Origin of the sequence: Enterococcus sp. DIV0187 (assembly GCF_051713785.1) — a bacterium.
Taxonomy (GTDB): Bacteria; Bacillota; Bacilli; order Lactobacillales; family Enterococcaceae; genus Enterococcus_A; species Enterococcus_A avium.
In genome coordinates this window covers 791353-813132 of the sequence record NZ_JBIOQO010000002.1, presented here as the reverse complement: position 1 = coordinate 813132, position 21780 = coordinate 791353, and the positions used below count along the sequence as shown (strand labels likewise).

21 protein-coding genes are annotated in these 21780 nt (G+C 39.7%); 6 read left to right on the top strand and 15 right to left on the bottom strand.

All coding sequences use genetic code 11. From position 1 onward, the window contains the following. Positions 1-52: 52 nt before the first annotated feature. Positions 53-1072 (bottom strand): putrescine carbamoyltransferase, encoded by a 1020-nt coding sequence (gene ptcA, locus IGI52_RS23925; protein WP_016178771.1) that lies wholly within the window; start codon positions 1070-1072, stop codon positions 53-55. Between the two features lie 271 nt (positions 1073-1343). Here ptcA and IGI52_RS23920 point away from each other — a divergent pair, with 271 nt between their 5' ends. Then, positions 1344-2309 (top strand): response regulator transcription factor, encoded by a 966-nt coding sequence (locus tag IGI52_RS23920; RefSeq protein ID WP_438782567.1) that lies wholly within the window; start codon positions 1344-1346, stop codon positions 2307-2309. A gap of 19 nt (positions 2310-2328) precedes the next feature. Here the strand turns inward: IGI52_RS23920 and IGI52_RS23915 are convergent, their stop codons facing one another. Then, on the bottom strand, positions 2329-3300 hold the full coding sequence (locus tag IGI52_RS23915; protein ID WP_438782566.1) for a hypothetical protein: 972 nt from the start codon (positions 3298-3300) through the stop codon (positions 2329-2331). A 281-nt stretch (positions 3301-3581) separates the two neighbouring features. Between IGI52_RS23915 and IGI52_RS23910 the strand changes: the two genes are divergently transcribed. Then, a complete protein-coding gene (locus IGI52_RS23910) occupies positions 3582-4982 on the top strand; it encodes an amino acid permease (protein ID WP_438782565.1) in 1401 nt (466 codons plus the stop codon). 79 nt (positions 4983-5061) lie between these two features. On the opposite strand, the gene IGI52_RS23905 is transcribed toward IGI52_RS23910, so the two are convergent. The 3 genes from IGI52_RS23905 to IGI52_RS23895 all read right to left on the bottom strand — a co-directional run bounded on the left by IGI52_RS23905 (position 5062) and on the right by IGI52_RS23895 (position 8016). After that, positions 5062-6180 carry an AI-2E family transporter gene (locus IGI52_RS23905; RefSeq protein ID WP_016178775.1) on the bottom strand — a complete coding sequence of 373 codons (1119 nt, stop codon included), beginning with the start codon at positions 6178-6180 and terminating at the stop codon, positions 5062-5064. 181 nt (positions 6181-6361) lie between these two features. After that, a complete protein-coding gene (locus tag IGI52_RS23900) occupies positions 6362-7525 on the bottom strand; it encodes an aminotransferase class I/II-fold pyridoxal phosphate-dependent enzyme (protein ID WP_438782564.1) in 1164 nt (387 codons plus the stop codon). After that, on the bottom strand, positions 7522-8016 hold the full coding sequence (locus tag IGI52_RS23895; protein WP_016178777.1) for an Lrp/AsnC family transcriptional regulator: 495 nt from the start codon (positions 8014-8016) through the stop codon (positions 7522-7524). The genes IGI52_RS23900 and IGI52_RS23895 overlap by 4 nt, the downstream gene beginning before the upstream one ends. Before the next feature lie 236 nt (positions 8017-8252). Here IGI52_RS23895 and IGI52_RS23890 point away from each other — a divergent pair, with 236 nt between their 5' ends. Both IGI52_RS23890 and IGI52_RS23885 read left to right on the top strand, forming a co-directional pair. Continuing rightward, positions 8253-8582, top strand: coding sequence for a hypothetical protein (locus IGI52_RS23890; protein ID WP_049222245.1), 330 nt, complete (start codon positions 8253-8255; stop codon positions 8580-8582). Positions 8583-8896: 314 nt separating this feature from the next. Next, positions 8897-10213 (top strand): ISL3 family transposase, encoded by a 1317-nt coding sequence (locus tag IGI52_RS23885; RefSeq protein WP_438780469.1) that lies wholly within the window; start codon positions 8897-8899, stop codon positions 10211-10213. Positions 10214-10549: 336 nt separating this feature from the next. Here the strand turns inward: IGI52_RS23885 and IGI52_RS23880 are convergent, their stop codons facing one another. From IGI52_RS23880 to IGI52_RS23855, 6 genes are read right to left on the bottom strand one after another with little or no spacing between them, the layout of a single operon-like run. After that, the gene (locus IGI52_RS23880; RefSeq protein WP_016178779.1) at positions 10550-10795 is read right to left on the bottom strand and encodes a GlsB/YeaQ/YmgE family stress response membrane protein; all 246 of its coding nucleotides are present in this window, start codon (positions 10793-10795) and stop codon (positions 10550-10552) included. Positions 10796-10813: 18 nt separating this feature from the next. Then, positions 10814-11389, bottom strand: coding sequence for an Asp23/Gls24 family envelope stress response protein (locus IGI52_RS23875; RefSeq protein WP_396002361.1), 576 nt, complete (start codon positions 11387-11389; stop codon positions 10814-10816). Between the two features lie 44 nt (positions 11390-11433). Then, entirely contained in the window at positions 11434-11634 is a 201-nt protein-coding gene (locus tag IGI52_RS23870; RefSeq protein ID WP_127979902.1) for a DUF2273 domain-containing protein, read from the bottom strand. A gap of 57 nt (positions 11635-11691) precedes the next feature. Next, positions 11692-12264, bottom strand: coding sequence for an alkaline shock response membrane anchor protein AmaP (amaP, locus tag IGI52_RS23865; protein ID WP_438782563.1), 573 nt, complete (start codon positions 12262-12264; stop codon positions 11692-11694). Between the two features lie 42 nt (positions 12265-12306). Then, positions 12307-12438 (bottom strand): hypothetical protein, encoded by a 132-nt coding sequence (locus IGI52_RS23860; protein WP_256145916.1) that lies wholly within the window; start codon positions 12436-12438, stop codon positions 12307-12309. 13 nt (positions 12439-12451) lie between these two features. Further along, entirely contained in the window at positions 12452-13342 is an 891-nt protein-coding gene (locus tag IGI52_RS23855) for an SDR family oxidoreductase (protein ID WP_016178784.1), read from the bottom strand. A 230-nt stretch (positions 13343-13572) separates the two neighbouring features. Here IGI52_RS23855 and IGI52_RS23850 point away from each other — a divergent pair, with 230 nt between their 5' ends. Next, entirely contained in the window at positions 13573-14514 is a 942-nt protein-coding gene (locus tag IGI52_RS23850; RefSeq protein ID WP_438782562.1) for a magnesium transporter CorA family protein, read from the top strand. A 225-nt stretch (positions 14515-14739) separates the two neighbouring features. Here the strand turns inward: IGI52_RS23850 and IGI52_RS23845 are convergent, their stop codons facing one another. From IGI52_RS23845 to IGI52_RS23830, 4 genes are all read right to left on the bottom strand, one after another. Then, positions 14740-16755 (bottom strand): MucBP domain-containing protein, encoded by a 2016-nt coding sequence (locus IGI52_RS23845; protein ID WP_438782561.1) that lies wholly within the window; start codon positions 16753-16755, stop codon positions 14740-14742. Positions 16756-17050: 295 nt separating this feature from the next. Next, on the bottom strand, positions 17051-17587 hold the full coding sequence (locus tag IGI52_RS23840; RefSeq protein ID WP_438782560.1) for a hypothetical protein: 537 nt from the start codon (positions 17585-17587) through the stop codon (positions 17051-17053). A gap of 111 nt (positions 17588-17698) precedes the next feature. Continuing rightward, positions 17699-18634, bottom strand: a complete 936-nt coding sequence (locus IGI52_RS23835; RefSeq protein ID WP_438782559.1) for a TMEM175 family protein — start codon at positions 18632-18634, stop codon at positions 17699-17701. Between the two features lie 143 nt (positions 18635-18777). After that, on the bottom strand, positions 18778-21168 hold the full coding sequence (locus IGI52_RS23830) for a Xaa-Pro dipeptidyl-peptidase (protein ID WP_438782558.1): 2391 nt from the start codon (positions 21166-21168) through the stop codon (positions 18778-18780). Positions 21169-21423: 255 nt separating this feature from the next. Between IGI52_RS23830 and IGI52_RS23825 the strand changes: the two genes are divergently transcribed. Next, positions 21424-21702 carry a zinc ribbon domain-containing protein gene (locus IGI52_RS23825; RefSeq protein WP_016178789.1) on the top strand — a complete coding sequence of 93 codons (279 nt, stop codon included), beginning with the start codon at positions 21424-21426 and terminating at the stop codon, positions 21700-21702. Positions 21703-21780: the final 78 nt, after the last annotated feature.

The following is a 21780-nucleotide window of genomic DNA, read 5'->3' as shown; positions in this document are numbered from 1 at the left end:
TTGATGAATTTTACTTAAAGCTGCAGATCATTTCCGTCCTCACCTCTTGGGCCTATAGTGCTTTTCCTAAAAAGACTTCCAAATCTGCTTTTGCTGCTGCCTTTTTCTTTTCATCAATTGGATTCTTATCAGCATAATCGTGCATCAAGTACACCAACAAGCCACGAATCGAAGTTAAACGATTTTCTGCTTCATCGAAACAGATCGAGTTTGGTCCGTCCATCACTTCATCAGTTACTTCTTCTCCGCGTGTTGCAGGCAAGCAGTGCATAAATTTCGCATTTTCACCCGCACGCTTCATTAACTCATCGTTTACTTGGTATTTAGGATAGAAAGTGCTCATGCGTTCTTCTTCTGACAATTCTGCTTCATACAAGCCATACCAAACATCTGTATAGACAAAATCAGAGCCTTCAATCACATCGATTTGATCAGAAACAGTATATGAACCGCCAGACTCTTTACAAATCTTATCCAATCTTGCGCGATGGTCGTCATTCAATTGGAACCCTTCTGGACCGAATTGGACAAAATCCATTCCCATTTTTGTTGCGACTAAACCTAATGAGAAACATACTTGTGTAGCATCGCCAATGAAGGAAATTTTGCAGTCTTCGATTTTCTTGCCTTCAGGTAGGTGTTCAATCATCGTACAAAGGTCGCCTAATTCTTGTGTTGGGTGGTTAAAATCAGACATACCATTGATAACTGGAATCGTTGCATTGTTGGCTAGGTCATACACACTGTGATGGCGTTCAACCCGTGCCATCAAGATATCGACTAAACGAGATAATACACGACTGGTATCTTCGATTGTTTCATGTCCGCCTAGTTGAATTTGTCCTGGCGCCAAGTATTCTGCGTGTCCGCCTAGTTGCGTCATCGCTGTTTCAAATGAAACACGAGTTCTAGTAGAAGATTGTTGGAAGATCATGCCTAACACTTTATCTTTCAATAATGGCGGATAAAAACCGTTTTTAATAGAAGCTTTGATTTTCAATGATAAATCAACGATGTATTGAATCTCCTCCTTTGTGTAATTTTCTGTTGTAATGAAATCTCTTTTTGCCATGTTGACGCCTCCTAAGTAATTTGTTTGCTTTTGCATCCTTACTGTAGGAGAAAAAGTACGAGTTTACGATAAGCCAAAGGATGTAAACGCTAACATTTTCCGTTAGGAGCTTCAACCAGCGGTTTATTTTTAGATGTAAACCTTTTATTTTTCAAGGGTTTAGAAAAGTTTAGGAAAAAGTTTAGCGTATTTTGGAACGAAGGAGAAAAAAATAGTGTTATACTTAGGTTGAAAAACAGTTTTTTGATCCTGAAATGAAAGGGGATTCAATATGATAGCCATCTTTGTTTACAATATCCTTTTGATCATTCTTTATTCCATCACCATGGCTTTTGCGATAAATTCCTTTTTAAAGGAAAAGAACAAAGTGTTCCTGTTGATCAGTCTCTATCTAGCTTTTTTTATTTTCGATAATATCATTATTTATATGACAGAGTTCATCAATAGCTTTGCGCAAAGCTATGACCAAGCATTTATGAGCGCGCCGGCAGTCAAGACTATTATTTTTATGGGGAACGCCTTCTTCTCCGTTTCGATTATTGCCGAATTAAGGAAAGAAAAACTCACTCCGCTGCACTACACCCTATTGATCGCTTTGGCCGTCTGGATGATTTCGATCCCATTACTGCCAAATTCTGCCTTTAAGGTTTGGCTCTACTATTTAGGAAACCAAATTTTCCTCTTTTATTTAGGCTTTTATTGTTGGCGAGGCACGAAAAAAGAGCTGCCAGCGCTAAATAAAGGCTACCTAAAAAAATTATCAATCATCAGCGTTCTATTCAGTATTCTGATCGTTATTGAAGACAGCTTCGTCATTTTTAATGTCGATCAATACAGCTCCTTAACGACTAAAATATACAATCGAAGCATTTCCGAAGACATTTTCTCCATTGTCGTCTGTCTGTTGATGATCCACTTCTTCTTAAAGGATCGGCATGTACAAGAGGAAGTGAACTCTGAAGAGCAAGAGGAAGCCATGTTGATCCAGAAGTTCTGTCATGCTCACCAATTCACGCAAAGAGAAACCGAAGTGTTTGAATTGCTTTTATTCCATCGAACCAATCAAGAAATTGCAGACCAGCTCTTTCTCTCATTAGGAACCGTTAAAACCCATGTTCACAACATTTTCATTAAGCTGGATATTAAGAAACGAACACAGATTTTCCCATTATTTGAAGAGTATCGCTCAGCTTCACACGAAAAAATGAACCTAAAAAAGAGCAACGATTTTTCCTAGAAAAATCGTTGCTTTTTATTTAATCCTCATCTGGCTGTTCTGATGAACTAGAGCTTGAACTAGAGGAGCTTGATGAGCGGGAAGAATCAGATTCTCGTGATCGCGATTCCTCTTCGGATTTTTTTCGCGAGGATTCATCGTTCTTACTGTCATCAATGGAATCAAGGATGTCTTTATAAGAATCATAGGTCGCTTGCTTTTCTGCTAACTCTTTTTTCAGTTCTGTCAGTTCCTTGTTGCGAGCAGCCAACTCTTTCGCCTGCCGCTCTTGATAGCTCTTTTCTGCCGCTGCCATCGAGGTATCGCTTTGCTGAATTTTAGCCGCAAAACCAGCGTTCTCATTAGTAAGCTGATCCTTGACCGGTGATAGCTTCTCCAGTAGCTTCTCCTTGAACTTGCCGTCTGGCAGAATCGCCAAGGTTTTTACGCCTTCTAAATAATCAGTCAGTGTTAAACTAGTGCCTTTATTGACTAGATTAGACACATCCGCATCTGCATTGGTAAAATCCTTTGATTGTGTTTCTGCGATGCCTAGGATCATGCTGATGTCTTGACCCCACTCCTTGTCTTTCGCGCTACTTTCCTCTAGCTCAGCTTTCAAAGCTTTAATATCTTCTTCGCTTGGCGCTTTTAAAACAGGGTGGGCAGATAGATCCAGCCCATTTAGAACATCCTTTTCAAAAAGCTTATTCATTTCAGCCTGGAGTTTAAAATTTTTCTTCGCTTGGTCAATATCTTCTAAGGTTTGACTTTCCCCGCTTTGACTTTTCACTTCATCTGCTAACTCATCAAAAGCTTCAGCTGAGATATCCGCTTTGAAATAGCCCGATGTTTGATCCTCATAAAGATCAGTCAAGCGCGCATTTAGTTCCTTCTTATTTTCTTTTTCTGACTGGATAACATTCTCTTGATAAATATGATAGCCGGCAAACCCAACAGCACCTAACACAACCAGTCCTAAAATCAGCCAACCGATTGTCTTTTTGTTCAAACCGGTTCTCCCCCTCATTCGTTTCTATATGTTCAATTTTTCTTACCCAGCTATCGTGTTGAAGTCCTAAGCTGGTGTTGATACACAATTTTCTTAATATTATAGCATTTTAGCTATTCCAAACACAGCTTAACGCAAAATCTTTAACAAGTCTTTTTCTTTTTTGTTATTTTTGAATTATTAGAGTCTTCTCGCCGCTTTGTTACTTCAAAGGATATTCTTTAACCTATTTCACAATTTTTGATAAACTCAGACTATTCTTAAAAAAAGGACTGATTTTATTGGAAACACATGAGGAATTGAACAGAGGACTAAAAAATCGGCATGTTCAATTGATTTCGATTGGAGGAGCAATCGGCACTGGGCTCTTTCTTGGCTCAGGAAAAACCATTCAACTAACTGGTCCTTCGATTCTTCTTTCCTACACAATCACTGGCTGCATTATTTTCTTAATCATGCGCGCTTTAGGAGAACTGATGCTATCGAACGTAAATTATCATTCATTTTTAGATTTTATCGCTGACTACTTAGGGAAAAAGGCTGCCTTTGTCACAGGATGGACTTACTGGTTTTGCTGGATCGCAATCGCGATGGCTGATCTAACAGCAACGGGGCTATACGTGAGCTATTGGCTGCCCCATATCCCTCAATGGCTGCCGGAAATCATTGCTTTAATCTTGCTATTAGGATTGAACTTAGTTGCTGTTGGTCTTTTTGGTGAACTGGAATTTTGGTTTGCTCTGATCAAGGTCGTCGCCATCATTGCATTGATTATCGCCGGTGCCTTTATGATCTTTACTGGCTTCAAAACAAGTGCTGGTCCCGTTGATATTGGAAATTTATGGCATCACGGCGGCTTCTTTCCAAAAGGTGCAAGCGGCTTTATTCTCTCCTTTCAAATGGCGACCTTTGCTTTTTGCGGGGTTGAACTGGTCGGTTTGATCGGTGGCGAAACCGCTGATCCCAAATCGGTGTTGCCAAAAGCGATTAATACCATTCCGCTGCGAATCATTTTGTTCTATCTAGGCTCATTATTTATGATTATGTCGATTTACCCTTGGTCAAGCTTATCAGCAGACCAAAGTCCCTTCGTTCAGGTCTTTTCTGAGATTGGAATCGCTGCGGCAGCATCTATTGTTAATTTAGTTGTATTAAGTTCCGCCATGTCTGCTTGTAATAGCGCCATTTACAGTACCAGTCGGATGGTCCGTTCATTAGCTCAAGAAGGTAGCGCGCCTAGTCGCTTTACCAAGCTGACACGTAATCGTGTTCCAGGTAGTGCATTAGTATTCTCAACGCTCGTCATTTTTATCGCGGTTCTCTTAAATTTTTTCGTACCTAGTCATATTTTCACCATAATCAGTTCGATTGCTACGATTTGCTTTATTTTTATTTGGGGAATGATCATCTTTACTAACATGCGCTATCGTAAAACAAAGACCGAATTGGCAGCCAAAAGTACCTTTAAATTACCGTTCTTTCCTTATTCAAGCTATTTGATTTTTGCTTTCTTAGCCTTTGTCCTGTTCGTTTTGGCACTTGCCTCGGATACACGGGAAGCGTTGCTTTTCTCTCCATTTTGGTTTATCGGTCTTCTAGTGATTTACCATTTCAAATTCGAACAAAATAAACCGATATTTGGTAAAATTTTGCATCATTCTGACGATCTAGATCAGAATTAGTTATTTTTTCTATTGCTGATCCAATAAAAATCAAAAAAGAACCGTCATCCAGTATTTTGGATGATGGTTATCTTTGCTACTAACCCTCTCCACCGTCTTTAAACAAGTTACTTTCTCGGCGTAGCTGGTAAATTTTGTGAAGATTGATGATCAAGGTCTTGATCACCGCATACACTGGGATACAAATCAGCATGCCGACGATTCCTGCAACACTGCCGGCACCGATCAAAACTAATATAATCGTTAATGGGTGAATATTCAACGACTTACCGAACAATAGCGGTTTGATCAAATTTCCATCTAACTGCTGAATAACCAGAACGGATATGCCCATGTACAGTGCTTGAAGCGGTGAAATGAATAGCCCAACGATCACTGCCGGAACTGCACCAATAAATGGCCCAACATAAGGAATGATGTTGGTGATCCCACAAAAAAGCGCCAACAGCAAGCTATATGGCTGTTTAAAAATAGTCATCGCGATAAAGCTTAAGATCCCGATAATAAAGGCATCTAAAACCGTGCTGCTGATATAAGCAGAAAGTGTTTCATTCAGCTCGCGCACCGTTTGACGTAATTCTTTACGAATGGTGATAGGAAAAAATTGTGACACAGCATCCAAAAATTTATGCCCGTCTTTAAACATGAAAATCAAAATAAATGGAACGGTGAATAAGAGAACAAAGAATTTCATCGCCAAACCAACGATTCGTGACAAACTTGAGGTCACACTGACAATCGCAAGGTTGATCAATTTAGTAATCGTCAGGTTTGCTGAAGCCAATTGTTCTTCCAAATTGAAATTTTTAAATTCATCTCGACTAGCTAAATCATTAATCCAACGACCCGATTCCTCTGCATAAACAGGTAGATTTTGCGTAAGTTGAACGGTTTGTTCGATCATTTTCGGAACAGCGTTCATCATAATCAGCGCGATAATCGCCGCAATCACAATAAAGGATACAAGAAAACCAACCACACGTGGCAGCCCCCCTCTTTCCTCCAGAAAAACCACGATCGGATCAAACATATAGTAAAGAAAACCCGCGATCAAAAGCGGCATCAAAATCGCAGAAGCCATTCCCACGACTGGTTTAAAAATATTCGGCATTTGTAATAAAAAATAAATCCCGATAATCGTTAAGACAATCTCGGCAGTCCAAAAGAACAGCTTTGATTGTTTGAAACGTGACAGCATAAAAACCTCCTTAAAACATTCTTATCCCCCAGGATATGGCTTCATCTTATCATTTATGAGGAATCCCAAGAACGCTTTTGTTAAAAATAAATAGAAATTTTAGATAAACCGACGTTTTAATCGCTTTTAGCTAACATTCACATTAGAAAAGGAGCGAATTTCTTCGCTCCTAGCCTTATTCTTATTTTAATCGCATCACAAAACGCTCTAGACGCTGAATTGCTTCTTTTAATTCGTAAATCGAATAAGCATACGATAGCCGCAGGAATCCTTCGCCGCTTTTTCCAAAGGCCGATCCGGGAACCACTGCCAGCTTTTCTTCATCTAATAGGCGCAGAGCGAATTCTTCACTGCTTAAGCCAAACTGACTAACCTGCGGAAAGAGATAAAACGCCCCCTTGGCCTTATAACAAGGCAGTCCCATCTTTTCCAACGCATGATGCAGATAATTTCGACGTTCCTCATAAGACAAGCGCATCGGCTCAACTGTTTCCTGCCAATTGTTTTTCAAACCTGCCAATGCCGCATATTGGCTCGCTGTCGGCGCTGCCATGATTGTATACTGATGCAGCTTCAGCAGCTGCTCCATAAATACTTCTGGACCAGCCATAAAGCCCAGACGCCAGCCAGTCATCGCAAAGCCTTTTGAAAAACCATTAATAATAATCGTCCGTTCGCGCATTCCCGGAAGCTCCGCGATACTAGTGAAAGGCTCGTCGTAAACCAATTCTGCATAAATTTCATCCGTAATGACTAATAAATCATGCTTCTTCACAACATCGGCGATCTTGATCAATGCTTCGCGATCCATCGTTCCTCCCGTTGGATTATTGGGATAGGACAAAATCAAAATCTTGCTTTTCTCAGAAATAACGTTCTCTAACTCTTCTGGCGTCAGCATAAACTGATTCTTCGCCTGTAAGTCAATCGTCACTGGTTTTCCGCCTGCAATCTGGGTAATCGGTTCGTAGCAAACAAAGCTTGGCTGAGGAATGATGACCTCATCTCCTGGATCAACAAAAATCCGCAATGCCATATCAATCGCCTCACTGCCGCCGACTGTGACCACAACCTCCGTTTTCGGATCATATTGAACCTTGTTGCGATAAAGCAAATACTCGCTAATTTTTTTCCGCAACTCGATCAGTCCCGCGTTAGCCGTGTAGAAAGTCCGCCCTTCTTGGATCGAACGGACCCCTTCTTGAGCCATATGAGAAGGCGTATCAAAATCCGGCTCGCCGACACCAAGGGAAATCGCATCCGGCTGATCAGAAACAATGTCAAAGAATTTTCGAATACCGGAAGGTTGAATATCCGTGATTTTTTTCGTTAAAAAATTTCTCATGGGCTCACCTGAATTCTAGGATCGGAGTCATCCTGATACATGTCGACGCCCCACTCCTTGTATTTGTCTAGCAAGAAATGCGTCTGTGTTCCTGAAACATCAGGAATCGACGCTAAGTTGGTCGAAATAAATTTCGAGATTTCTTTGATATTGCGCCCTTGCAGCAGTAAGATAAAGTCAAAGCCGCCGCTGACGAAAAAGAACGATTTGACTTCAGGAAACTTCCGAACACGCTCCGCAATCTCGCGATAGCCTTCTTCACCTTTAGGAATTGTTTGGACCTCAACCAAAGCTTCGATCCAATCATCCTCCACCTTATCCCAGTCAATCAGAGCCCGATAGCCGCAAATAATTTTTTCTTGTTCCATTCGTTTGATTTCAGCAGAAACGATCACTTCATCTTCGCCTAGCATCACCGCATATTCTTCAATACTTAATCGACAATCGGATTCGATCAGCTTCAATAGTTGCTTGCGTTTATTTTGTTCCATATGAACGTCTCCTTCAATTTAACAATTTATTAGCTATTTTTAATCTTTTGTTTATTATTCCCAAAAAAAGAAAAACTGTCAAACTATTTCGAAAATTCCCTTTGATAATTTAAAATCTATTATCTTTTCAATTCACTCAAAAAAATTCTATTTTTTTATAACACAAGTGAGCCTTTTCATAGTACAATAAACTGGATGAGCAACAAGTAAAATGCGTTAAGACAGGAGGATTGGGAATGGAACAAGTAGTTGAGATGTTTATTGAAAAACAGAGGCAGCGTTTGGCTGACGGCAAGATTCGCCAAGAGGAGTACGAGGCATTTTTAGATGGAATCAATGATGCCCTCTCATTTTTAGGGATGCATTATGTAAATAGCTCGGAAACGGTCGAGCATGACGCCCGTAAAGCCGCGACCTTTAATGAAATCGAAGAAAAATATAAGAAATTCCGGGAAGTGGCAATGTATAAAAACAGCTTCCTGCGCGTATCAGATATCATCAAACATTCTGGTCAAATGACCGATGAACTGCAAAAAATCACCAAAACAGTCAAGGAAGAATTATAATTAACTCTCTAAAGAAGCGAATCATCGCTTCTTTTTTTACACCTTTGATGCTTTTTTCACCAAACTAGATGTCTTTTATACAATGCTTTTAATTAGTTCGCTTTTCTTAACTACCTTATATGTTCAGTTCGTTTTCCGTACTATGACTCCCGCTTCACCAAAAAAGGACTTCCCATCGTTCATAAGTTAACGGTTCTATAATATTTGGTGTTGTTACTCTTTTTGAGCGAGAACACCAAGTATTTTTTTATACAAAAAGACATTTGGTTGTCCTATAATTAAATCGCTGAACCCAATCATAGGAGGCGAACCAAATGTCCAGTATTAAGAATATCAAATATAAAGATAATTGCCTAGACAAAACCATCAAACAAATCCTAAATATTCACGATTCCAACATTACTTTTTCTAAAGACGCCGTTTCAAAAGAAAAAGTCCATGACAGAATGGCCACCGTCTTTACTGGTCGACTGAGCTATCCGTCTCCTCAATGTGAGTGTTGCGGCTACGACTCCGTCATCCATCATGGCTACAAAGATAGCTGGATTCAATTACTCCCTTATCAAGAGGTGTCTACCTATCTTCATCTCTATAAACAACGGTTTTATTGTAAACAGTGTCACCATACCTTTTCAGCTAAAACCTATTATGTCGCAGAAAACTGTTATCTCTCCCAAGCACTCAAGTTTGCGATCGCTGTTGATTTAAAGAAGAAAATTTCGATGAAAGATATCGCTCAGCGTTATTTGGTTTCCGCTAAAACGGTCGAACGGGTCTTGGATTCTTTTTTTGAAGAACCACGACTGAAGCCCAATTACTTACCCAAACATCTATTGATTGATGAATTCAAAGGAACTAAGGACTGTCAGGGCGCCATGTGTTTTATTCTCAGTGACGCGGATACGGGGAAAATCTTTGATATTTTAGAGGATCGAAGAAGCTTCAAGCTGATCGCTTATTTTATGCGCTTTACTTATCACGCACGGAAAAACGTTTCTCATGTCGTGATGGATATGAATGCGGGCTATGATTCTGTGACAAAGGTCGTTTTCCCAAATGCTCGGGTTTCCATTGATCGGTTCCATGTGATCCAACAACTCAATCGTGCGTTTAACAAACAACGGATAAAAACCATGAATCACTTGAAAAAGAGCGACCCGCAAGCCATGAAAAAGTATCGCAAGCTTAAGAAATATTGGCGAACCATTCTGAAGAAAAATAGAAAAATCAATTATTCTTCGCTCAAACAATACCCGCTTTTCCAACGGAAATACCTGACGGAATCGGAAGTATTGGACTATTTATTATCGATTGACGAGCACTTACGGACAAGCTATGATGTGTATCAAAATTTGTTGGATGCCTTTGATGCCAAAGATTATAAAGACTTTTACGAACGCATTGATCACTTACCCACGATGCTTGATCCAGCATTTAAAAAAGCGATTCTTTACTTAAACAAACACAAACAAGCGATTATCAATGCATTAAAATACCCCTATTCGAACGGAAAACTTGAAGGGAAGAATAACTTGATTAAAGTGATCAAGAGAGTGGCATTCGGTTTTAGAACCTTTCGCCACCTTCGTATGCGAATTCTAATTCAACAGAACCTTTGCGACATTATTTGAACAAGAAAACAAAAAGAAAAAAGGAAACGCCGAAGCATTTCCTTTCAGTGATTTAATGAAAACAACACGATTTGACTTAGAGCCAAGTTAACGACAGGAAGTCCTTTTATCATTCAAATCATTCGATTCGCTTTCAACAGCACTCTCTGTTGAATTAAAAAATCCATACTCCTTAGCTTGCTGCTGATACTGAATCTGTGTTGATATAAGAAAACTTCTTCGGGGGAAACACTCTTTTGATATTCATCCTTATTTCTTTTGTTCTATCACGTCTCTTTTTGATGCCTGCGTTAGTTGTTCGTAACGTTGTCTGAGACTTTGTGGACCATCACTGATCTATTTTGATCTTCCTAAGAAAAATGACACAATCAAGACCAGAATGACTGCTCCAATAATCGACGGTACCAGTGCCATGCCAGCCAATGAAGGCCCCCATGATCCTAGTAACGCTTGACCTAATGCTGATCCGACTAAGCCGGCTACGATGTTAGCGATCCAGCCCATGCTGTTTCCTCTACCTGTGATCGCTCCAGCGATTGCTCCAATTACTGCTCCAATAATTAATGACCATAATAAACCCATGTTAATTCACTCCTTTGATTATTTTACTCGTGGTTCACGATTTTCTTCAATTTTTTGTTGTGCTTTGTTTGTTCCGCGATTGACAGCACTTTTAGCTTTGTCTGTTTGTTTTGAAGCAAATTGTCCAGTTGTTTTTGCGGCGCTTGTTACTTTGTCCTGCACCGTTTCACTGTCTTCTTGATATTCAGATTCTGATTTGATATCGACAACGTTAATATTTACTTCAATCACGTCAAGATGCGTCATTTTCTCCACTTCATCATGGATAACTTCCTTGATTCGATCTGCGATTTTAGGAATGTCACGACCATATTCAATGACAACATCCATATCAACAGCGACTTGTTTCTTGCCGACTTCTGTTTCGATTCCGGCAGTCACATTGTCTGTGTTGACTAATTTCTCAGCAATATTAGAGAAAAATCCGCCGTCGACTGTTAATAGACCATCGATTTGCTCTACTGCTGTACCGACGATTTTTTGAATCACTTTGTCGTCATAGGTTAATTCGCCTTTGACGTTTGCGGTGTTATTTGTTTTTGTTGTATCTGTATGAACGCCTGCGGCCATTCCGTTTTTGTTGTAATTTTCCATTATAAATTCCTCCTATAGAGTTGGTTTGTATGATGATTGAATCATTAATTGTTCTTTCGTTGACTGAAAAAGTTGTCCATCATGCCGGTTTGCTCTAAATAGCTTCCCAGCCAAATGCCAAGCGCTGTTAATAAAACGATCAAGAGTGTCTTGAAAAATCCCAGCGTGACAAATAATATGGCCAGAATCAAGCCTAATCCGCCGAAGATCATTGGGAGCTTGTATTGAGTGATAAGTTTTTCCATCTGTCTCCCTCCTAACTGTCGTCCTGTATTCCTAAAAATTAAATGAATCGGTCTTTGCTATTGTACGCGTGACTGATTTGCAGTGTTTTTTTCTTCTTCATCAAATGACTTATAGGCAACATTCACTTTGATTTTTTCCTGACTGCCAAGAATTTCTTGTAAGTCATTCTGAATTTCTGTCATTAGCGCATTGGTTTTCCCAATTAACGATGATGTTCGAGTCAGCTGACCCTTCACTTTCACTTTAATCTTGTTCTTGGTTGCTCGAACCTTAACATCAGGAGATGAAACAAAGCCTACACCTCGTAATTTCGAACGAACAAAGCCTTCAATTGCCTTTTTATCTAAAGATAAACGTCCCTTGTCTTCTTTTAATACAAAAGTCTGCTTAACTCTTGGATAAAAGATCAGAACTAAAATGACAATAAGCAAGATAACTGTAACAGCTAAAGCGATCCAAAATAGGTATTGGCGGAAGTAATAATTTGCCAATGAATTTCTTAAAAACTCTCCACGTCCAATGCCAAATGGAAGATTCAAATAGGGTGAACTGATGGCAATAACCATCAACATCACGGACATCAAAATCAATGAAAGAATGATCCCAATTGCTTTTATTCCACGATTCATAGTGCACCTCCTTAAAAACTTTTTAACGACTTGCTTAATTGCTTAACGGTAACGATCCGTTCCTGTCTGTTTTTTCACACGTGCCAATGCAACAGCCGGTTGTCTGCGTTTAAACAATAAAGAAATCAAATTTAGAATTAACGAAATCCCGATTGCCTCGATTAAATGTATCATCGCGTATCCCTCCTTACAGATTGATCGCTTCTCCTCCAGTGACACCATAAATCTGAGCAGTAACATAGCTTGCATCATTTGAAGCTAGGAAAACATACACTGGCGCCAATTCTGCTGGCTGCCCTGCCCGTCCTAGCAATGAATCTTGGCCAAATTCCGGTAGTGCATCTTTAGGTTGGCCTTGATCTAACTGAAGCGGGGTCCAGATTGGACCTGGCGCAACACCATTTACTCGAATTCCTTTTTTAGCTAATTGTTGTGCTAAGCCAACTGTGAAGTTTGCAATAGCAGCTTTCGTAGCTGCGTAATCCATCAAGTGATCACTAGGATTGAAAGCTTGGACAGAAGTTGTTGTAATAATACTGCTGCCTGCAGGTAAATGCGGTAAAGCTTCCTGAACGAGTGCAAACATCGAAATAATATTTACCTTGAACGTATCTTCTACTTGCTGAATTGGTAATTCTTCAATGGATTCTTGAGAAATTTGTTGAGCAGAATTTAGCACAAGTGTGTCCAATCCATCTAATTCTGCGACTGTTTTTCTGATGATCTCACTAGGCGCTTCGTCATCTCGTAAATCATAAGGAAGCAATACTGCTTTTCTTCCAGCTTCTTCAATGTACTTAGCGACCTCTTGGGCGTCCTCTTCTTCACCAGGGAAGAATTGAATGGCTACATCTGCACCTTCTCGAGCATAAGCAATCGCTGCCGCCCGACCAATTCCTGAGTCGCCTCCGGTAATCAATACTCTGCGATTTTCTAATTTTCCATTACCAACATAGCTTTCTTCTCCGCAATCTGGTTGTGGCTTCATGTTGGTTTGTAGTGCGGGAGTGTTCTGATCCTGTTTCTCAAACGAGCCCCCATAAAATAATTCTCTAGGGTCTTTCAAAATTGGTTTCATAATTTTTCTTCCTCACTTTCTAATAATATCGTAACGTGTTTTATTCTATTTTTGAAATATTTCGCTCAAAATATTCAAATTCACATTATTTAAGCTTATTAATTGACAATATATTAAGGATAAGTTATAGAAAATTAACAGGGGTAATTATTAGAAATAACCTCTGCTTTATTCCAACTATTTATTAGTAAAAAATAAATGTATATCATTTTTTTGAAAGGATGAATGACGTGATTCAACATTTTGAGATCAGTAACCAACATATCCAGGAAGTCTCTCCAGGTAAAGGTAACTGGCTTGTTTTAAAGGATACGACGAAGGAAGAACAAGAAGAAATTATTAAAAATTATCGGTTGCCACAAAATATTTTTGTCGGAGGCAACCATGCAGAAGAGGTTTCTCGATTGGAGCCATTAGAAAATACTGCGCTGAATAACAGCTATGCTTTGGGAGTGACTAATTTATCCGCTGAAAAGAAAGAGCAAATTGAAGAACGACTTGAACCGCTTATTTTTATCATTTCTGATTCGCTACTCATCACCCACGTAGGGAAAGAATCGACCTTTATTGATCGTCTACTTGAAAAATATCATGAGAAAATTCATACATTTGCCGAACTCATTTCGTATGGCATTTATATGCTTTATACTCACTATATTGAAGAATTGTTAGAGATAAAGAAGGATATTGATGAATTGGACGTTGCAGCAAGAAAAACGACCGAAAATGACGCTTTGTTTAAATTAGCAGATACCGAGCGAAAAATCGTGTACCTCGATCATACTCTCGCTGATCAAAAAAGTACGTTAAACGGACTGTGGGAAAATGAATCCTTCATTCAGGACTTGAATGATTCAAAATTGGTTTATGATATTCAGCTTCATCAAAAGCATGCTGAAAAACTGATCCATATTTATCGTGATTTGTTAGAGACAGTCGGCGGATTATTCACTGACATGATGGATAATAATCTAAACCACTTGATGAAATATTTAGACTCTGCCGCTTTGATTATCTCCATCCCCGCACTAATTTCTGGAATTTGGGGAATGAATACAGGCGGCTTGCCGGGAAAAGGCTCCAACATTGGTTTCTTTATGGTGGTAGGTGTCGCGGTGCTTTTAGCAATCATCGTTGCGGTTCATCTAAATAGAAAGGATTTTTCAAAATAACACTTGCTTCATCAAAAGGAGCAATTTCGGAGGAATAGCTGATATTTTTCGTGTTGTTTTTATTTTCAAAATCCTATATTCGTCTTTTAAACTGGAGAGAAGCACTTGCTTTGGGGCATCGTTCGAGTAACTAAAAGAACACCTGCGCGTTTAGTTTACGATCACAGGTGTTCTTGAATGGTATTTAGGTGCTTTTTATAGACTATTTTGAAGCAGTGATTCAATCTAATTTTTCGTTTTCAATTTAGCTTTAGTTTTCACTATGATTAGCCCCAACAGCAGCAAAACAAATCCCAGAATAGGCAATATCTTATTTTCGGTTTCTCCTGTTTTTGGAAGAACCTTTTTTTCACTAGAGCTAACTTTATTAACCGAATGAACTATATCCTTTTGGAAGTTCTTAATTTGCACCTTCTCTATATTCTCTGCGTTATCAACTGTTGTTTCTTTTTCAGACACTAAATTTTTTGTATAAATATAGGCCACACTTTGCGCTTGATCCGTTAATTTCCCCGTTACATTGCCTTGGACTTCCTTATAGGTATAGCCGGGGATATCTATTTTATATTCTGAAGTGCTTACATCATAGTCATCGCCTACATATCCAGAAAATGCTTTCTGTTCCGCAATCTTGTTTCCTTCGGTATCTTGGTAATAAACTGTCAGATCCTTGGCTTTTCCTTTGACTGGTTTCTTGGTATAGATATAAGTCACATTTTGCGCTTGATCCGTTAGTTTCCCTGTTGGATTGCCTTGGACTTCCTTATAGGTATAGCCAGAGATATCTATTTTATATTCTGAGGTACTCACATCATAATCATCGCCCACATATCCAGAAAATGCTTTCTGTTTGGCGATATTGTTTCCATCAGTATCTTGGTAATAAACTGTCAGATCCCTAGCTTTTTCTTTGACTGGTTTCTTGGTATAGATATAAGTCACGCTTTGGGGCTGATCTGTTAATTTCCCTGTTAAATTGCCTTGCACTTCCTTATAGGTATAACCGGGGATGGCTATTTTATATTCTGAGGTACTCACATCATAGTCTTCGCCTATATCTCCAGAAAATGCTTTCTGTTCCGCAATCTTGTTTCCATCAGTATCTTGATAATGAACTGTCAGGTCCTTGGCTTTTTCTTTGACTGGTTTCTTGGTATAGATATACGTCACGCTTTGGGGCTGATTCATTAATTTCCCTGTCGGATTGCCTTGGACTTCCTTATAAGTATAGCCAGGGATATCTATTTTATATTCTGAGGTACTCACATCATAGTCTTCGCCTACATTTCCAGAAAATGCTTTCTGTTCAGCGATATTGTTTCCATCAGTGTCTTGATAATAGACTGTTACAGGCTCCGCTACTTTTAATGTATTGACAACAGTAATCGTTGCGACCCCTTCAAATTTACCCGAGTCAGTTATGCTCAGATCTTTAAAATAGTAAGAAAAATTTTGTGTCTCTCCTGGTTGGAGGTTTTTTATTGTGAAGAAACCATTTGCGTAACTGCAATTTACTGTATTACTCGCTAAAGATGTCATCGTTACTTGATTGCCATTGACACCTGTTAGCATCATTTCTGGAACTACAACTTCTCCATACTGATCTGTTTCAATTGTTTGACTTACCTTCTGGGTCATAAAATTGTATTGCTTCTTTTTGCCCGAGACATAATAGCTATAACTGGGACTAACATCTGAAATCGCATTTGATGGCAAGACCAAACCAGTTAGATTGTTTAAATTTTTTATAAAATCAATATTTTTAATCCCACAATTTCCCATGCTTAAGTATGTAAGCTGTCGTAGCTCACCTATTTTAGATAATTCGTCTTGATTCAAAAATTTCACATTTGTTGTATACAATTTTGAAATTCCTGTTAGATACTGCATGCCTTCTAAAGAATCAACTGACTGTCCAACTAAATGAAACTCTCCAGTGATAGATGCTATTTCCTCAATCGTCGGCGTATATGACTCCCAATCATTACGATTCAACGCAGTATTTATACTATATCTTACTAATGGATCGGGAATAAAAACTGATGTATTTTCAGAAGGTGCCGCTGCTCCTCTAGTATCCAGCTCTTTTGTTCCTAACTGCAGTGGCTGATTTAACGCAATCGTTTCTTCACTATTCATTTGATCTGCAAAAACTGTACTAATTGTTCCTAATGGACTAGATAGTATCATCCCGCCAATCAATACATTTGAAATGATTTTTTCGACTTTTCTTCTTTTCAATGACTGCCCCTCTGTGCCTTCTTTAGAATTCAATAAATATTGATATATTTATATTAAATTTTAGTTAATATATAATTATATATCAACCTGTATTACTCATTTAAAGTCAAAAAAATAAGTATATTTCAGAAAAATAATCTGCAATTCCAAATGCAATCATCATAACTGTAATGAAATCCATAAAAAATAACATAAGTTTCTAAACATAAAAAGAGTGCGACAAAAGTAATTGTCACACTCTTTTTTTCGAGTATTCGTCATTCCAAAAGAAGCAACTTTGGAAATAAACCGAAGTCTAACCCTTTATCAATAATTCATTATAAAACGCCTGACCGATTTCCTTCAGTTCACTTTTATTAAAGGATTTTACGATCCAGGTCGGCATCGGTACCTCGACCGTTCCGTAAATCTCGATCATGACTTGAATAAATGCTCGCGCATTCAGCTGATCGATGGCTTTTCTTAGACGTCTAGCCGGTTCTAGCAATTGGCTCTCCATTTGATTGGTGCGATAGATTCGATAAATCGTCCGCCCCTCTTCTGCGGCTAAGGAGAATAAGGGCTGTTCCTCTGCGATTGCCTGCAGACTCTCTTGTTTGTAACGATCGTAGCGTTGCTGCCATTCTAATAATTCGCCGTATACGGTTTCAATTTTTTGCTTGCGAACGGTAGCTAAAGCGCTGTAGAAGTCGATGGGCAATTTTTCGACTCGCCGTTCGCGCTTGATCCATGTCGCTAAGGTTGATTGCGGAATACCTGCGAGCTTGCCGAATTGTTCGACAGTGATTCCCAGATCCCGACGAATATACATTTTGATTGGGTGTTCGATCATGGTTAAGGACATCCTTCTCACCTAGCTCTCCTGCGATATTTATACCTCATTATAGCTCGGAGTGAAAAAAAATACCAAGACGAAAAGCTCTTCTGCTCTTCGCCTTGGCAATTAATTTCTTTTTTTGAGACGATTTAATTCCTGTTCTTTCTGCTGACTAAAACGCCGTTCGGTCATAGCTTTCTGCGTGGCTATCCGTTGTTTTTGTTTTTCTAAACGATTGATTTCTGCTTCAGCGCGGCGTTTGTCATGTTCATTCATTGACGAAAGATTCTGCTTGCGTCGATTGATTTCTTTTGTCACATGCTCTTCCCAGTCTGCCATGACATGCCGCCAGCGATCAGGATTTTGAGCATCATCGCCCTTCATAGAATCCCGCAGTAAACTTGAATAGCGGCGCATCGAATTGCCCCAAACCTGATTCCGATCTTGGAAATAATCAACCTGCTGTTCCTCGTCCAATGTCGCAATTAAGCTATCCTCTTCGCGATCGATGATATTTTGCAAAAAAGCCAAGATTGGTAGAACCAAATAGACGATCAACGCTGGTCTAACGTAGAACATCCCAAAAATCAAAACGATGATCCGAAATCCGATCGAAAGCATATCTTGTTTGTTCAACTCGCTGATACGTCGTTTGCGTTGCTCCTGATCTTTTATCGCTTGTCCTGTTAGGGCTACGATTAAACGTCGCATTACTAGCGTGACGATCAGCGTCAATACGCCATAAATCAAAAGAGTCTGCTTCGTCGTATCTTCGATCAGCAAACGCGTCGCAGATGGTACCAATGATAAGAAAAATAGCAACAGTAAATAAATAACTAAATCCTTATTCTTTACCTGATTGATTTTATTAAAAGTATAACCCGTTTGAAACCACAGATTTGCCACAAAGCAGAAGCTGATAAAATAGATTCCCACTGCTCTAAATAATGAATATATATCCACAGCACCATTCGCCGCTGTTTGAATCGGTAATTCTAAAACGATGATCGTCAGAATAATCGCGATAATCGCATCGCCAAAGACGACAACACGCTCCTTCATTATTCCACCCCTTTTTGTATCTGTGACCTATCATATACCAAATGACTTTAAAAGAATAATAATAAGGAGAGCTAAGATTTTGCTCTAGTGATACTTAGTAAAAGAAAAAACCAACCACAAAAGCTGTGATTGGTTTAAAGGATTTATTCACCCATCGGCAGAATCAATTGTGATTCGGCTAAATCAATGGTGTAATCAATGTCTTGATTGCCGCGAACGGTCATTCCAAAGTCGGTTCCATAAATAGCTAGGCCAATTTGACGACCTGCTGGTAGATGATACATCGTCGGATGCAAGACCACTTCGATCTCTACGAATTCATTGGCCTTCAGATCGTCGTTCTTCCAAGCATTCTCACGGTTTTGCAGATTGATATGTCCACGGGAGATCAGCTTGTAATCGTCTTCCGCACCTAGTTTGAACTCTACCAGATTATCTTCCCGCCAATTTCTACCTAATGGCAATCCGTGTAAAGCGACCACGTCTGGTGTTGGTTTCAAGCGTTTTGCGGTGCCAAAGTCGATCAACTCAAAGCTCAGCATTCCTAAATCAACACTTGAAGCTACTTTGACCCTTACCTTAGGACGACCATTTAAGAAGACCGCTTCCTCCAACGCTTCCGTTTTCGCTAAATAGCGGTGCCCATCCATTGGTCCTTCTTCTTTAAGCTCTTTTTCCCAAAGTTCAATATTTTTCGTATAGCTGTCATATTGTTCTTTTGGTAATTGATCACTGAAGGTGTAATGTCCTGTTTCAACGTTATTTGTCAGACTCTTCTCGCCTAAATGATAGACTTTTTCGCTGGCAGGCGCCCAGTCCTGCAACGTAGCCCACGTTTCTGGAGCTGTATTTTTCTGATAAACGATGTCCGGTAAAATATCTTTAGCATTGTTTTCAATACCGTAAAGCTTATGACTCAACCAAAGATTCATCATATCTTGGAAATCAAACGACGGCATATTGTTGATGTAGATGTGCTGCCCTTGATGCAGGATCAATTTCTTGGCAAGAGGAACCTCCTTCAACGCATCCCATAAATCAGCGACTTGACGTGGTTTCACATTCCAGTCGTTTAGCCCATGGACCATTATCACATCACACTTGATATCTTTAATGAATGGCAAGTAATTCCGTTCATCCCAAAAAGTATTGTAATTGCCGAATTTCCGATCCTGCCATTCTGCCATATCCTTCAAATAGTCCAAGAAGAATTTCTTGCTATGGAGGTAATCACCGGCATTGCGCATTTTACTAAAGGTCTCGATGGCTAAAACATCCGCGTCCTCCCCTGGGAATCCGCCAGGCGCAATAACTAAGCCATTATCCCGATAATATTGATACCAGTCAGAGATCGCCGCTTCGGAAATGATTGTTTCCAACCCTTCCACCTGCCGTGTCGCACAAGCTGTTGCCAGCGTTCCCAGATAAGATTTTCCAGTCATCGCGACTTTTTTATTGCTCCACCAAGCCTTGATGCGAATATTGTCGGTCCGATTCGTGAAGGCGCGACGGTTGCCAGCCAACCATTCAATGTAAGCCACCATTGCGGTTGTCTGCTCGACCGATCCGCAGGTTTGAATGCCATCAGAATCTCGTGTTCCGATTCCTGAACCATAAACTACCGCGAAGCCGCGTGCTAGGAAAAAGTCGTTCAGGCTATGATTATTTTCACGAGTGAAGGTTTCGGTCGCATGTGTCGCCTTGCCCTTCACTTCCCGTTCTGCTGGGAGCTCAACTGGCTCCGGTTTGTACCGAATATCCTCATAAGTCGTTTCGGTTGGTTCCTTCCGCTCTAATGGAACATTCACATCATAAGTCAGCTCTTCTCCCGCCGGTCCATTGACACCTTGACTATAAGGGCTCGCCGTAAATAGAGTCGGTACCTGTAGCCCATCTTCCGTTTCAGCAGGACGTAAAATCTCCAGTTTTAGTAAATCTCGTTTCCCGTCTTTATCCGTATCTAGCGGAGCTTCCACGTAAACTACTTCCCGAATCAAACGCGCAGTATCAAAAACTGCCTGCGCTTTCCCATTGAAGAAGAAAGGCTTGCTGACCTCCTTATCTTCGTAGTAGCCTTCAGAAGCTAATTTATCTAAATAATTCAAGCCATTCTTAGTATGACTCGTTAACAATAAATACCAAGCTTCGATAAGTGTCTCTCTGGTAGAAAAATCACCGTCAATCATTGGAACACCAATCTTTTCAGCTTCTGCTAAAACATCCTTTGGCTCAAAATCGATCGTTGGTTCAAAATCCAACTGCTGCAGAGCCATCGTATAAAAAACTTCCTTCGTTACCGAAGAATTCGCTTGATAAAACGTGCTAAGATCGGTCTGTTCATCCGCCAAGAAATTGCCCAGCTTATTGATAAAGCCGCTATCATCGCGGACAGTTAAGAAGCTTTTCCGTAAAAATTCAAACCACAACTTCGTCGCATCCTTTGCAGAATGAATAGTCAAAAAACCGGCCTGCTCCAGTTCTTTCTTTGCTTCTTCAAGTGAGACACGTTTTAAACCAAATTGATTGATCTTCATTGACTTCTCTCCTTAATGTTCATAGTATCTTTTGTTTGCCATTCGAAAAATAGGACTACTTTTTATTCGATGAACCAAACTTTCCTTCAACAATCAAGAGCTCGTTATTCTACCTATCAACGATTCTTAATAAATTTAGAAAAGTTGGACGAGCATCCTTTTTTTCTGATAGAATAATTATAACAAATACTACCGATGAGTTCGGTTAAAGTTCAATGAAAACGATTACCGGATTTTATTAAGAGGAGGATTTTAATGAGTGAAATGACCTATTGCCAAAGTTGCGGAATGCCATTGACTAAAGGAGTCTATGGAACCGAACACGATGGCTCAGAAAGCAGTGAGTACTGCTTATATTGCTACAAGCACGGAGCTTTTGTTGATGACTGCACGATGGAAGAAATGATCGCCGTCAGCCTGCAGCATATGAAGGAAGCTAATATATTGAAAGAACAAGGGAAAACAGAAGAAGAAGCATTGGATTTCATGAACAGCTTCTTTCCTGAGCTGAAGCGTTGGAAAAAGTCGTCGTAATTACGACGACTTTTTAGATTGAGGTTAATTCTTCAGATCGTCATTCCACTTATCGCTTATTACTATTTTTAAAGCCCA

Coding starts and splice junctions, on each gene's coding strand:
- ptcA (WP_016178771.1), bottom strand. CDS start 1,072: ATGGCAAAAAGAGATTTCATTACAACAGAAAATTACACAAAGGAGGAG.
- IGI52_RS23920 (WP_438782567.1), top strand. CDS start 1,344: ATGATAGCCATCTTTGTTTACAATATCCTTTTGATCATTCTTTATTCC.
- IGI52_RS23905 (WP_016178775.1), bottom strand. CDS start 6,180: ATGCTGTCACGTTTCAAACAATCAAAGCTGTTCTTTTGGACTGCCGAG.
- IGI52_RS23900 (WP_438782564.1), bottom strand. CDS start 7,525: ATGAGAAATTTTTTAACGAAAAAAATCACGGATATTCAACCTTCCGGT.
- IGI52_RS23895 (WP_016178777.1), bottom strand. CDS start 8,016: ATGGAACAAAATAAACGCAAGCAACTATTGAAGCTGATCGAATCCGAT.
- IGI52_RS23890 (WP_049222245.1), top strand. CDS start 8,253: ATGGAACAAGTAGTTGAGATGTTTATTGAAAAACAGAGGCAGCGTTTG.
- IGI52_RS23885 (WP_438780469.1), top strand. CDS start 8,897: ATGTCCAGTATTAAGAATATCAAATATAAAGATAATTGCCTAGACAAA.
- IGI52_RS23880 (WP_016178779.1), bottom strand. CDS start 10,795: ATGGGTTTATTATGGTCATTAATTATTGGAGCAGTAATTGGAGCAATC.
- IGI52_RS23875 (WP_396002361.1), bottom strand. CDS start 11,389: ATGGAAAATTACAACAAAAACGGAATGGCCGCAGGCGTTCATACAGAT.
- IGI52_RS23870 (WP_127979902.1), bottom strand. CDS start 11,634: ATGGAAAAACTTATCACTCAATACAAGCTCCCAATGATCTTCGGCGGA.
- amaP (WP_438782563.1), bottom strand. CDS start 12,264: ATGAATCGTGGAATAAAAGCAATTGGGATCATTCTTTCATTGATTTTG.
- IGI52_RS23860 (WP_256145916.1), bottom strand. CDS start 12,438: ATGATACATTTAATCGAGGCAATCGGGATTTCGTTAATTCTAAATTTG.
- IGI52_RS23855 (WP_016178784.1), bottom strand. CDS start 13,342: ATGAAACCAATTTTGAAAGACCCTAGAGAATTATTTTATGGGGGCTCG.
- IGI52_RS23840 (WP_438782560.1), bottom strand. CDS start 17,587: ATGATCGAACACCCAATCAAAATGTATATTCGTCGGGATCTGGGAATC.
- IGI52_RS23835 (WP_438782559.1), bottom strand. CDS start 18,634: ATGAAGGAGCGTGTTGTCGTCTTTGGCGATGCGATTATCGCGATTATT.
- IGI52_RS23830 (WP_438782558.1), bottom strand. CDS start 21,168: ATGAAGATCAATCAATTTGGTTTAAAACGTGTCTCACTTGAAGAAGCA.
- IGI52_RS23825 (WP_016178789.1), top strand. CDS start 21,424: ATGAGTGAAATGACCTATTGCCAAAGTTGCGGAATGCCATTGACTAAA.